We start from the raw sequence: 12,257 nt of genomic DNA, 5'->3' as shown, positions 1-12,257 counted from the left end.
ACCGCCCTCTGAGCGGCGCCAGGCGCAAAAGGGTGCTCAAGTAGCCCGAAGGGCGGTAGCACCAAAAAAGCGCTCAAACAGCCCGAAGGGCGGTAGAACCTACAGGGAAAGCTAAAGCAGGCGTTAGCCTGCTTTAGCCCGCATTAGACAGGTTCAGCTGGCGCGCCTTGGTCAGGATGGCGTTTTCCAGGTCCGCCTCGGTCTGGGCGGCGACCGGAGCGGCGGTCCACTGACCGTCGGCGCCCTTGATCTCCTTGGTCACGGTCACGTTCAGCGCATCGGCGCGCAGGCGAGTGTCCAGGATGAAGACGGTGGCCTTGAAACGCTCGTTCGGCGTCTGGGGGTTGATGTACCAGTCATAGTTGATGACCCCGCCCCACGGATCGGCGGTCAGCAGGGGCATGAAGCTGAGGGTGTCCAGCGAGGCGCGCCAAAGATAGCCGTTGACGCCGATGCCCTGCTGCACGTCGGTCTTGGCCTTCTTTTTGCCGCCGCCGACGAAAGGAAGGCTGGAGCAGGCGCTCAGGGCCAAGCCTGAGACCAAGGCGACAGCGACGCCGCGAACCAGGGCCTTGTTGAGGCTCATCAAGGAAGTCTCCGTAAACTCAGGGACGTGAAGGCCCTCGCCCCCACGCGCGCGCGGCGTCGCTCTGACGGTCTGCGCCGTTGCGCTGTTCTATAACACGGGCAAAAGGGGCGATGACAAGGCGAACTCGGCCGTGAGACGTCGCGGGAGCGGTCTCGCGGCCGAGGAGACAACGGTTTTGGCCAGAATCTCGTGACGCTTGAGCCACATCGCGCTGCAACAATGCGGAGGAACCCCGCCCCGGCGCCAACGTTGCGTTGACCGCAAGCGCCCCCGGTGTCTAATCGCGGCGTTCACGGCCCAAAGCGCCGGGGCAGGGTTGAAGGCGTCGCCGTCGGCGGCGTTCGAAGGGTTTGGAATGCGTTTCGGCGGTTTCTCGGCTGGACTGGTTGCGGCGACGGCTCTGCTCGCCGCCACGCCTGTGCTTGCGCAGAGCGCAGCGTCACGCAGTTCGAGCCTGTCTCTGTCGGAAGCCCAGTCGGCTCAGCGCCACGCCCCCGCGCAGCAGCGTCGCGGCCTGCGTCTGAACGACAGCGGACGCTGGGCCCTGGATTTCAATCTGAACCAGCCTGTGGGCCGCGAGACGGACTGGGGAGACGTCGAAGCCGGCGCCTATTACCGGCTCAACGACCGTCTGCGCGTCGGCGCCGCTGCGGCTGTGGCCTCGCCGGAGGCTGATCCTGCCCGAGCGCCGGAAACCAGCGCCCGCACCCAGCCCCGCGTCCGTCTGGAAACAATCTTTAAGTTCTGACGCCGCCGAAGGCGGACTGGATCGTCTCCACCGCCGCCAGGCCGCAGGCGCCCGATCCCGTCAGCAGCGCAACCCGGTCCGGACGCAATCCACCCAGGGCGTAAACCGGAACCCCGGCGCGTTCGACCAAGGTTTTGAACGCCGCCGCCCCCAGGGCCGGCTTGGTCGCCGACGCGCCCCCAGCCGGAAAGATCGGCGACAGGATCAGGGCCTCCACCCCTGAAGCCGGCGGTTCGGCCCCGTGCCAGGCCGCCGTCAGCCGCCAATCCGGGCGCCGTCTTCGCTCATCGGCGGCGCGATCAGCTTCTCTCTCCGGCAGATGCAGGCCGTCGGCCGATACGGCGTCGGCGAGATCGGCGTCCTTTCCGACCAGAAGTTCAACCCCGGCCTCACGCGTCACGGCGCGCAGACGAAGGCCGATCTCGAGCGCCTGATCGGCGCCGAAGGCGCGATAGACGACGGCCGATCCCGGCGGCAGGCGCGCCGCCGTTTCCCAGGGGCGGGGGGTGCGCGCCGGGTCGGTGAAGAACAGCAGCGGGGGCAGACGCGCCGCCGCCGGGCTGACAGCGGCGGCGGCGCGGTTTAGAGCGGTGGCCGCATCCCAGATCATGCGCGCATCGTCGCTGTAACCGGCCGGCAGGATCATGACCTCTTCTTCTCCCGCTTCGGCGTCTCCGTCCACCGATCCCGCCGCAATCTCCGACAGGCTGGCCGTCGTCCGCGCCCGTATCGCAGAGGCCTGCCGGGACGTCGGGCGCGATCCCGAAACCGTCGTTCTGACCGCCGTCTCCAAGACCCAGCCGCCGGAGGCCATCGCGGCCATGAGGGCGGCGGGCCAGAGGGTGTTCGGCGAAAACCGAGTGCAGGAGGCCCAGGGACGTTGGGCCGAGGGCCTGTACGGCCGCCCCGGCGGGGCGGAGCTGGAGCTGCGTCTGATTGGGCCGCTCCAGACCAACAAGGCCGAAGACGCCGTGGCCCTGTTCGACGTCATCGAGACCCTGGACCGGGAGAAGCTGGCGCGCACCCTTGCCGAGGCTGCGGCGAAACGGGGCCGATCGCCGCGTCTGCTGATCCAGGTCAATACGGGGGCGGAGCCGCAGAAGGCCGGCGTCCTGCCCGACGCCGCCGAGGCTCTGATCGCGACGGCGCAGAAGACCTATGGGCTTACGGTCGAGGGGTTGATGTGTATTCCGCCCGCCGATGAGCCGCCTGAACCCCATTTCCGGCTTCTGGCGCGGCTGGCCGAGGACAATGGCCTGTCGGTCCTGTCCATGGGGATGAGCGGCGATTACGAGACGGCGATCCGCTGCGGCGCCACCCATGTCCGGGTGGGAACGGCGTTGTTCGGGGAACGAAAACCATCCGAAACAGTCTCTAGGCCGTAACTCGACGTGAATTCGCACCCCCAAGCCTTGGCGCGGGGGCCAAGCCTCGCCATTGTCTGTCCATGCCCACGCCCAAAACCATCCTGATCATCGATGACGACGACGACCTGCGCGAGGCCTTGGCCGAGCAGTTGAATCTGCACGAAGAGTTCAAGACCCAGCAGGCCTCGACCGCCGCGGACGGCGTTCGTATGGGGCGCGAGATCCGCGCAGACCTGATCCTGCTGGACGTCGACCTGCCCGACATGGACGGCCGCGAGGCCTGCCGCCTACTGCGCAAGGACGGGGTCTCCACCCCGGTCATCATGCTGACCGCCCAGTCCGCCGACGCCGACGCCATTCTGGGCCTGGACGCGGGCGCCAACGACTATGTCACCAAGCCCTTCCGGTTCGCGGTCCTGCTGGCCCGCATCCGCGCCCATCTGCGCAGCCACGAACAGTCGGAAGACGCCGTCTTCTCCATCGGCCCCTATGAGTTCCGGCCCGCCGCCAAGGTCCTGATGGACGCCAAGGGCAAGAAGGTGCGGCTGACGGAAAAAGAGACGAACATCCTGAAGTATCTCTACCGCGCCGGCGCCAAGCCCGTGTCGCGCGAGGAGCTGCTGACCGAGGTCTGGGGCTATAACGCCGGCGTCACCACCCACACCCTGGAAACCCACATCTATCGCCTGCGCCAGAAGATCGAGCCTGAGCCGGGCCAGGCCAGGCTTCTGCTGACCGACGCCGGGGGCTATCGGCTTCAGCCCTGAGGGGTTCCGAAAAAGGCGCCGCTACACTGGGCGCGCCGGTTCTCTGTCAGGAAGCGTTTTTCGCCCTTCCTCCTTTCCCACCGTGAATACCGGAAGGAAGATCTGGACCAGCGGGCCGATGGCGAGGGCGTAGAGGATCGTCCCGACCCCGACCGAGCCGCCCAGGGTCCAGCCGGCGACGACGACGGTCAGTTCGATGGCGGTCCGCACGGTCTTGATCGGCCAGCCGGTGCGGGCGACCAGACCGGTCATCAGGCCGTCGCGCGGTCCTGGGCCCAGGCCCGCCCCGATATAGGCGCCGCTCGCCACGCCATTCAGCACGATCCCCGTCGCCAGGAACAGGCTCCGAACCGGTAGGACCGGGTCCGCTGGAATGTATCTCAGCGCCAGGCCGGCGACCGAGCCGATGACCAGAACATTGGCGATCGTGCCTATTCCTGGCTTCTGGCGCAGCGGAATCCACAGCAGCAGCACGGCCATACCGATCAGATTGACCACCATGCCGAAGCCGAGACCGGCCGGTTCGGCGAATCGTTCGAAAACGCCCTGGCTCAGGACGTCCCAAGGGTCGAGACCCAGATCCGCCCTGACGATCAGGCCGATGGACAGGCCGTAAAGGCTCAGGCCCAGGAAGAGTTGGATCAGGCGGCGGGTCATGAGCGGCGTTTCGCCTAAACTGGCTTTGGAAAAAAGGTCCAGTTCTGTCATTCTGGCCCCATGTCCTCGCGGTCTATCGGTACAGCCTCTCTGATCCGCCACCTGGGCGCTTGGCGCGCGCCGGGCGCCGGCCCGGCCTACCGTCAGTTGGCCGGAGCGGTCAGACTTTTGATCCTGGACGGACGGCTTCCTCTGGCGGCGCGACTGCCGGGAGAGCGCGAAGCGGCGCAGGCGCTGGGTTTGAGCCGTACGACCGTGTCGGCCGCCTATGGACGACTGCGGGATGACGGGTTTCTTACAGGGGGACGCGGCGCCTCGGCGCGGACCAGCCTGCCGGGTGAGGCGCCGACGGGCGGCTCGCGCGGCCTTACTGAAGCCAGAACCTCTTCCCGCGCGGACGAGGTCCTCGACCTGACCGCCGCCGTCCTGCCGGCCGATCCCAGCGTTCACGCCGCCTATGTCCGGGCTCTGGAGCGGCTGCCGACCCGTTTGCCGGGCCACGGCTATGAGGCCTCGGGGGTTGAGGCCCTGCGCGAGGCGGTGGCGGCCGCCTATCGGCGGCGCGGCTTGCCGACCTCGCCCGCCCAGATCCTGATCACCCACGGGGCTCACAATGGACTGGTTCATCTGCTGCGGCTGATGGTCAGGCCGGGTCAGCCGGTCGTCTTCGACCATCCCACCTATCCGCAGGCGCTGGACGCCATTCTCGCGGCCGGCGCGCGTCCCACGCCGGTCGCCCTGCCGGACGACGCCGGGGCGGGAGCGGGGACTGAGGGGTGGGATGTGGAGGGTCTGATCGCCGCCTGTCGGACCAGTGGCGCGCCCCTGGCCTATCTGGTCCTCGACCATCACAATCCCACCGGGCGGATGATGCGGGCGGCGGATCGGCTGCGGCTTCTGGCGGGGCTGAAAGGGTGCGAGACCCTGCTGGTGCTGGATGAGACCCTGGTGGAGCTGACCCTCAGCGGCCCGCCCGCCCTGACGGCCTCGGCGGTCGATGCGCCGCGTGTCGTGCGCCTGGGCTCCCTGTCCAAGAGCGTCTGGGGCGGGTTGCGCATCGGGTGGATTCGCGCGGACCGGGCGGTGATCCAGCGGCTCGCCCAAAGCCGCGCCAGTTTCGATCTGGGCGCGCCGATCCTGGAGCAGCTGGCGGCGGTCGAACTGCTGGGCGACGGCGGCGCCGGCCTGGCGGCGCGACGGCCTCTGCTGCGAGCGCGACGCGACCATTTGCGGATGCGGCTGGCGGAACGGCTGCCGCAGTGGGTCTGTCCCCGGCCGGCAGGCGGCCTGTCCGTCTGGGCGCAACTGCCGGCGCCGATCAGCTCGGCCCTGGCGGTCCAGGCGGCCGAGCGCGGCTTGAGATTGGCGTCCGGTCCGCGCTTCGGCGTGGACGGCGCCTTCGAACATCGGCTGCGATTGCCCTATACTCTGTCGGAGCCTGTTTTGGACGTGGCGGTCGAGCGATTGGCTCAGGCGGCCGAGGCGCTGGAGCGCAAGACACGGCCGGTTTGCGCGCCCCCGCCCCGTCGCGTCGCCGTCTATTGAAGGCGCGGTTCGCCTATCCGGAAACGATAGAGGGCGGCGGATTTGCTCCGCCGCCCTCCTGAGCGTCAATCGACTGGGCCCGAAGGATCAGAAGGTGGCGTTGACGCTGACCTGGAAGACCCGGCCGGTTTCCAGATAGCCGCCCTTGCGGTCGGGCGAGACATAGCGTTCGCCCGCCCCGACGGTCGACCAACGGGTCGGTTCGTCGGTCAGGTTGCGGACCGCAGCCCCCACTTCCAGTCCGGGCGCCAGGGTCAGGGCGACGCCCAGGTTCAGCTCCTTGGACGGCTGGATGTAGATGTCGGGCTGGCTGTCCTGAACCGTGTCCAGGCGACGACCGGTGTAGTTGTACCAGAGGCTGGCCCGCAGCGACCCATGCTCATAGCCGGCCTCCAGATTGTACATCAGCTCGGGCGCCTGGGGCAGGTCGCTCTTGCGGATGTCGGTCGAGGAGAGGCGGTATTCGGCCTCCGTCTGCTGATAGGTCAGGTTCCCGCCCAGCGACAGGCCGTCCATCCAGCCGTCGACCGGCAGGACATAACGACCGCCCATTTCGATCCCGGTGGCGGAGCCGCCCAGGCCGTTGAACGGCTTGATCAGGATGACGCCATCGCTGGTCTTGCTCGTGCCCGTCCGCAGGGCGGTCGGCACGACGATATTGTCCAGATCCTTGTGGTAGACGGCCAGTTGCAGGTTGGAGCCGACGGCGTACCATTCCAGACCCAGGTCATAGCTCCAGCCCTCAACCGGTTTCAGATCGGGGTTGGGCTGGCTGATGCTGATGACGGCGTTGGTGACGGGGTCGCGGCTGACGGTGGTCGGACCCGCCAGCTGGCTGCCCGCGGGCCGGCTGTAGCTGGAACGCGCGGCCGCCCGCACCACCAGGGCGTCGCTGGGACGCCAGGCGGCGATGACGCTGGGATCGACATGGTCGTAATCCCGATCTGCGGTCGCGAAACGGGCGCCGTCGGCGTCCTTCACGAAGAAGCGGGCTTCGAAGTGGTTGTCCTCGTAGCGGACCCCCGGCGTGATCTCCAGGGCGCCGCCGGCCAGTTTCAGGGTGGCGGCGGCGAAGGCGGCCGTCCGGTCTTCCCGGCTGTCCGACAGGCCCTGGTTCAGCTTCTCTTGCGAAACCACCACGGTCGAGCCGTACAGATCGCGTTCGTTTTCGACGAAGCGGCGATCTACCAGCTTCACCGGGCGCACCGTGCCGTGGTCCATGAAGTCGGTGATCAGGCGGCCGGGCGTCGCGCCGATCGACGGGCCGTCCACGGTTCCAGCCTGCAAGGACGTGCGGAAACGGTAGCGGGTGTCGTCCGGGGCCAGGCTGCGGCCGTCCTGATCGGCCGTCTCGTACAAGCCGCCGACCGAGGCGCTGGCGAGCACGCCGGAACCGGCCCAGGTCAGGTCGCCCTTCACCGTCTTCTTCACCTCCGACAGATAGCCGTAGCCCTGCTGGACATAGATCTGGCTGGGACGGTCCTGGCTGGCGACATAGGCGGTCGCGCCGGCCGACAGCACCGGCATGGGCCAGCGAGGGTCCGACAGGTCCAGCTTCAGCCCTTCGGTCGAGGCGCCGGTATTGCCCGTCGCGCCGTTATAGGCGACGCCTCGCCAGGCGGCCTCGATCGTATTGGGCGAGTCCAGACGGCCGTCGGCATAGGCGGCTTCCAGCGAGGCGGTGAAGTCGCCGAAGCGCAGCTTGCCCCCCGTCTGGACCGACAGCAGCTCCTGTTCGACGTCCTCGACGCGGAAATAGTTGGCCGGATTGATGCCGTAGGGCGTGTAGTCGCCGGCGGCGTTGTAGTTGGCGCCGCCCGGATTGGGATTGGTCTGGCCCGAGGTCCGCTCGCTGCGAAGCCCCGTCTGGTTCATCGTATTGGTGTTGGTGTAGGTCGCATAGTTGACCCGGGCGAACAGGTCCAAGGGCTGGGTGCGATAGTCCAGAGAGGCCGTGGCGCCGTAGCGTTCCACCGTGGAGTTGAAGAAGTTCCACTGAAGACCGTCCGCCGACAGGGCGTTCTCATTCTCGCGGGCCGAGCCGACATTGGCCCTGGAAGTCTTGTAGTCGTTCTGAACAGCGACGCTTTCGGCGGCGCTGTCCTTCTGCTCGTAATAGGCGGAAGCATAGACGCCCAGGCGACCGTCGGCGAAGCGACGCGCCATGTCCACGCCGACTGCGCCGCCCAGGCTGTCCTGACCGCGATCCTGGGCCAGTTCGGCCATCTGGCCGACGGCGCGCAGGCGCAGCATCTGGTCACCGAAGTCGAAGGCGGTCGGCGTGACCAGATTGACGATACCGGCGATGGCGTCGGCGTCGAGCGTCGCATCCGGCGTCTTTTCGATGCCGATGGTCTGGATGGCGAAGGGGCTGAACAGGTTCAGCGAGATCGAGCGGCCGCCGGCCGTCTGGGGCAGGCGCAGGCCGTCCAGCGTATAGGCGTTGAAGCTGGTGTCGAAGCCGCGGATGGCGACGTATTGGGCTTCGCCGGTGGCCGACTGGTTGCGGCCCTGGTCCTGACTGACCGACACGCCGGGCAGGCGCTTGGCCAGGTCGGCGATGGTGGTTTGGGGGTTCAGGCTGACGTCGCCGACGGCGACGGCGTCCACGACGCCGGTCGCCTGGCGTTCCTCGACCAGAACCGTCTGGGCGCGCCGGGCGCCGGTCACGACGATCTCTTGCAAGGTGGCTGGGCCGGTAGCGGTCTCGGACTGGGCCCAGGCCGAACCGCCGGCGCAGAGCGCGGCGAGGCTGCAGGAAACGCCGAGAAGGGCGCGCCGAGTGGACGAACCTGAAATGGTCATTGGAAATCCGATTAATGAGGCCGCGCCCCCATGGGCGGCGCGGGCTCCTTAGTGCGGGTCAATGACAGGCTGCCTAAAGCTATGCGCCTGAAAGGCTAAGCTTGTGCGACGCTTGTGGGACAGTTGTCGGGGTCAGACGGACAAATCGACCGTCACCGGCGCATGGTCGGACGGCCGGTCCCACTCGCGGACGTCATCATGAATCCGGGCCGTGTCCTTGATGACGGCCGGGGTCAGGCCGGGCGAGGTCCAGATATGATCCAGGCGAAGGCCGCGGTTCGACTTGCGGAAGTCGGCGGCTCGATAACTCCACCAGCTGGCCAGCTTCTGCGGTTCGGGGAAACGGTCGCGCAGCACGTCGGCGAAGCCGCCTGTGGCCTGAAGTCGGTTCAGCACCTCCACCTCGATCGGCGTGTGGCTGACGATCTTGGACATGTAGCGGTGGTTCCACACGTCGCCCTCGCCCGGTGCGATGTTGAAATCGCCGGCCATGACCAGGGGGCGAGACCGATCCTGTCGGGCGACGATCTCGGTCAGCTGTTCGTAGAAGTCGAGCTTGTGATCGAACTTGGGGTTCAGCGTCCGGTCGGGCACGTCGCCGCCGGCGGGAATGTAGAAGTTCTGAACGTCGATCCCGGCGACCCGGGCCGAGACGCAACGGGCGTGGCCCAGTTTGCAGACCTGGAAGGTCTCGCTGTCCTCAAGCGGCAGGCGGCTGGCGATCGCCACCCCGTGCCAACCCTTCTGGCCGGCGACACGCATATGAGGCAGGCCCATCTCTTCGAAGGCGGCGCGCGGGAACTGATCCGTCGTGCATTTGATCTCTTGCAGCATCAGAACGTCGGGAGCCCGTTCGGCGACGAACCGGGCGACCTGATCGATGCGCAGGCGGACGGAGTTGATGTTCCAGGTGGCGAGGCGAAGGGTCATGCTTCGCTTTAACAGGCCGCGCTCCGGAAGAACCACCCAGAAAAAAGGCCCGGCCTCTGCGGGCCGGGCCGATCCAGTTTCGTCTCTCTCGCCGCCGGGGAGGGGGATGCATCCGGGCGGTAGAGCGGCCGCCGCCGCTCTGTGTTCTAGATGTCACGACCGAAGGAAAAGGTCAAATTGTCACATTTCTCGCTTGGCCGTGATTCTCCGGCAACGGACGGATACCGGTGATTCGCGACTTCCGCTCTTACAGGCGCTAGTTCCGACCGGGTCGGCGGGTAGGGTCTCGCAGTTGGAACAGGCTGGCCGCCAAGCCGGAGGCAGGCTGAAGCGAGGTCAGCTGAGTGCGGGTCCGCGATCCCTGGGCGTCGGAAATGGTCCATTCGTGCAGGCGGATCGGATCACCGGCGAAGGCCAGAACCACCTGGCCGTCGTTGGGCCGATTGGCGTCGCGGGCGGTGATGGCGAAGGCGCCGGACTGCATCCGCGTGACGCGGTCGATCCGGACGCCCTGGTCCAGCCGCACATTGCGCGCAAGGAAGGTCGAAAGGGGCGTCCGTCCCAGCGGCACCTGCTGGAAATTGTTCAGCCGCGGATCATAGCGTTTGACGTTGTAGCCGTCCGACACGACCAGCAGACCGGCCGGACTGGTGTATTCGAACCGCATCTTGCCGGGGCGCTGTAGATAGAACCGGCCCTCGCGGCGCTGTCCGCCCGGACCCGTCTCGACGAACGTGCCCTGGGCCGAGGTCAGGCCTTGGAGATAGGTCTGGGCCCGTTGAACCACCGCCCGATCCTCGGCCGATAGATTGGATTGGGCCTGGGCCGCGTCGAACATCCCCAGGGCGGCCAAGCCCGTCACAAGTCCGGCGCCCAGCAGCAGGGCGCGGCGTTGGGAATCGACGGCGGCGTCGATCGGGGCGGCGAGGCTCTCGGCGACGGCGGTGGTGGTCATGAAGTCAGTCTCCCGTTCGGGATGGTCAGCGATGCCGCCGTCTTGCCCGATCGGCTTGGCGTCGGAATGACGCGAGCCTGACCATATTCCGGCGCTCCGATGAAGCCCTGTTCATCGAAATGCTGAAGCTTGGATGCGACGGCGGGTCAGACAACGGCTCGAAGGCGCAGCCGTTCCTCGGCTTGGCTCACACCATCGGCGGCGGGCCGGCCAGGACGTCGCGCTTGCCGGCGTGGTTGGCGGGGCTGACCACGCCCTCCTGCTCCATGCGCTCGATCAGGGAGGCGGCGCGGTTGTAGCCGATCTGCAGCCGGCGCTGGACATAGGAGGTCGAGGCCTTGCGATCGCGGGTGACCACGGCCACGGCCCGGTCGTAGAGATCGTCACCGGAGCCTCCGTTCCCGCCCTCGTCGAAGCCGCCGTCCCCGTCGCCGTCCGGTTCGTCGGTGATCAGGTCGAGGTAGTCGGGCTCGGCCTGGGCCTTCAGGTGTTTGCAGACGTCCTCGACCTCCTTGTCGTCGACGAAGGGGCCGTGCAGGCGGGTGATGCGGCCGCCGCCGGCCATATAGAGCATGTCGCCCTGGCCCAGCAGCTGTTCGCCGCCCTGTTCGCCAAGTATGGTGCGGCTGTCGATCTTGGAGGTGACCTGGAAGGAGATCCGGGTCGGGAAGTTGGCCTTGATGGTGCCGGTGATGACGTCGACCGACGGGCGCTGGGTCGCCATGATCAGGTGGATGCCGGCGGCGCGGGCCATCTGGGCCAGACGCTGGACGGCGCCTTCCACATCCTTGCCGGCGACCAGCATCAGGTCGGCCATCTCGTCCATGACCACCACCAGATAGGGCATGGGCTCGGGACGGATCTTCTCGGATTCGTAGACGGGGCGGCCCTGCTCATCGAAGCCGGTCTGGACCGTGCGCTCGAAATGCTCGCCCTTGGCCTGGGCCTCGCGGGCGCGCTCGTTGTAGCTGGCGACATTGCGCACGCCCAGTTTGGACATGCGGCGATAGCGGTCCTCCATCTCGCGCACCGTCCATTTCAGGGCGACGACGGCCTTCTTCGGATCGGTGACGACGGGGGCCAGCAGGTGCGGGATGCCGTCATAGACCGACAGCTCCAGCATCTTGGGGTCGATCATGATGAAGCGACACTCGGCCGGGCTGTGCCGATACAGGATCGACAGGATCATGGCGTTGACCCCGACCGACTTGCCCGAGCCGGTGGTGCCGGCGATCAAGAGGTGGGGCATGCGGGCCAGGTCGGCGACATAGGGCTCGCCACCGATGGTCTCGCCGAGCGCCAGAGGCAGCAGGTGGCCCTTCTTGTCGTATTCGGCGCTGGACAGAAGGTCGCGCAGATAGACGGTCTCGCGCTTGGCGTTGGGCAGTTCGATGCCGATGGCGTTCCTGCCCTGGACCACCGAGATGCGGCAGGCGCGGGCGGACATGGAGCGGGCGATGTCGTCGGCCAGGGCGACCACGCGGCCGTGTTTCACGCCGGGGGCGGGGACCAGCTCGTACAGGGTGACCACGGGGCCGGGGCGGATCTGGTCGATCACGCCGCGCACGCCGAATTCTTGCAGCACGCCTTCCAGCATCTTGGCGTTCTGCTTCAGGGATTCCTCGTCCACCGAACCGACGCGCTGGGCCGGCTTGGTGAGGATGCCCAGCGGCGGCAGGTCGAAGGCGCCTTCGGGACGGTCGAAGACGAAGGCCTGCTGGTCGACGTCTTCCTTGCGCGGCTTGGGCGCCTTGACCGCGGCGACGCGGGGTTCGACCGCTCGCGGCGCGGCGCGGGCGGCGGGGGCGGGTTCGTCCTCCCAGGGCGGCAGGTCGTCATAGGCCGTCTGGGGACCGTCGGCGTCCTGATCCGGCGCGACGGCGGCGTCCGGGGC

General features: G+C 67.6%; 11 protein-coding genes. 4 read left to right on the top strand and 7 right to left on the bottom strand.

What is annotated here, in order from left to right:
• Window positions 1-133: 133 nt before the first annotated feature.
• The gene (locus AC07XS_RS11290; protein WP_152949264.1) at window positions 134-586 is read right to left on the bottom strand and encodes a DUF3576 domain-containing protein; all 453 of its coding nucleotides are present in this window, start codon (window positions 584-586) and stop codon (window positions 134-136) included.
• Between the two features lie 358 nt (window positions 587-944).
• Here AC07XS_RS11290 and AC07XS_RS11285 point away from each other — a divergent pair, with 358 nt between their 5' ends.
• Window positions 945-1,337, top strand: a complete 393-nt coding sequence (locus tag AC07XS_RS11285) for an NtrZ family periplasmic regulatory protein (protein WP_182714496.1) — start codon at window positions 945-947, stop codon at window positions 1,335-1,337.
• Here the strand turns inward: AC07XS_RS11285 and AC07XS_RS11280 are convergent.
• Window positions 1,327-1,983: a thiamine phosphate synthase gene (locus AC07XS_RS11280; protein ID WP_182714495.1), complete on the bottom strand. Its 657-nt coding sequence runs from the start codon at window positions 1,981-1,983 to the stop codon at window positions 1,327-1,329. The two genes, AC07XS_RS11285 and AC07XS_RS11280, sit on opposite strands and share 11 nt — an antisense overlap.
• Here AC07XS_RS11280 and AC07XS_RS11275 point away from each other — a divergent pair.
• Complete coding sequence (locus tag AC07XS_RS11275; RefSeq protein ID WP_182714494.1) at window positions 1,982-2,722, top strand: YggS family pyridoxal phosphate-dependent enzyme; 741 nt, start codon at window positions 1,982-1,984, stop codon at window positions 2,720-2,722. The two genes, AC07XS_RS11280 and AC07XS_RS11275, sit on opposite strands and share 2 nt — an antisense overlap.
• A gap of 62 nt (window positions 2,723-2,784) precedes the next feature.
• A complete protein-coding gene (locus AC07XS_RS11270) occupies window positions 2,785-3,471 on the top strand; it encodes a response regulator transcription factor (RefSeq protein WP_054764424.1) in 687 nt (228 codons plus the stop codon).
• A 21-nt stretch (window positions 3,472-3,492) separates the two neighbouring features.
• Here the strand turns inward: AC07XS_RS11270 and yczE are convergent, their stop codons facing one another.
• Window positions 3,493-4,128: a membrane protein YczE gene (yczE, locus tag AC07XS_RS11265; RefSeq protein WP_182714493.1), complete on the bottom strand. Its 636-nt coding sequence runs from the start codon at window positions 4,126-4,128 to the stop codon at window positions 3,493-3,495.
• A gap of 60 nt (window positions 4,129-4,188) precedes the next feature.
• Here yczE and yczR point away from each other — a divergent pair, with 60 nt between their 5' ends.
• Window positions 4,189-5,673: a MocR-like transcription factor YczR gene (yczR, locus tag AC07XS_RS11260; protein WP_182714492.1), complete on the top strand. Its 1,485-nt coding sequence runs from the start codon at window positions 4,189-4,191 to the stop codon at window positions 5,671-5,673.
• A gap of 87 nt (window positions 5,674-5,760) precedes the next feature.
• On the opposite strand, the gene AC07XS_RS11255 is transcribed toward yczR, so the two are convergent.
• The 4 genes from AC07XS_RS11255 to AC07XS_RS11240 all read right to left on the bottom strand — a co-directional run.
• Window positions 5,761-8,478 (bottom strand): TonB-dependent receptor, encoded by a 2,718-nt coding sequence (locus tag AC07XS_RS11255; RefSeq protein WP_182714491.1) that lies wholly within the window; start codon window positions 8,476-8,478, stop codon window positions 5,761-5,763.
• A gap of 132 nt (window positions 8,479-8,610) precedes the next feature.
• Window positions 8,611-9,408, bottom strand: coding sequence for an exodeoxyribonuclease III (locus tag AC07XS_RS11250; RefSeq protein ID WP_152949271.1), 798 nt, complete (start codon window positions 9,406-9,408; stop codon window positions 8,611-8,613).
• A gap of 256 nt (window positions 9,409-9,664) precedes the next feature.
• Complete coding sequence (locus AC07XS_RS11245; RefSeq protein ID WP_182714490.1) at window positions 9,665-10,363, bottom strand: outer membrane lipoprotein carrier protein LolA; 699 nt, start codon at window positions 10,361-10,363, stop codon at window positions 9,665-9,667.
• A 187-nt stretch (window positions 10,364-10,550) separates the two neighbouring features.
• Window positions 10,551-12,257, bottom strand: a 1,707-nt coding sequence (locus AC07XS_RS11240; protein WP_321208082.1) for a DNA translocase FtsK, incomplete at its 5' end; no start/stop codon positions are given.

This window comes from Brevundimonas sp. GW456-12-10-14-LB3 (assembly GCF_059424365.1).
This window is presented reverse-complemented; position numbering and strand designations above follow the sequence as displayed.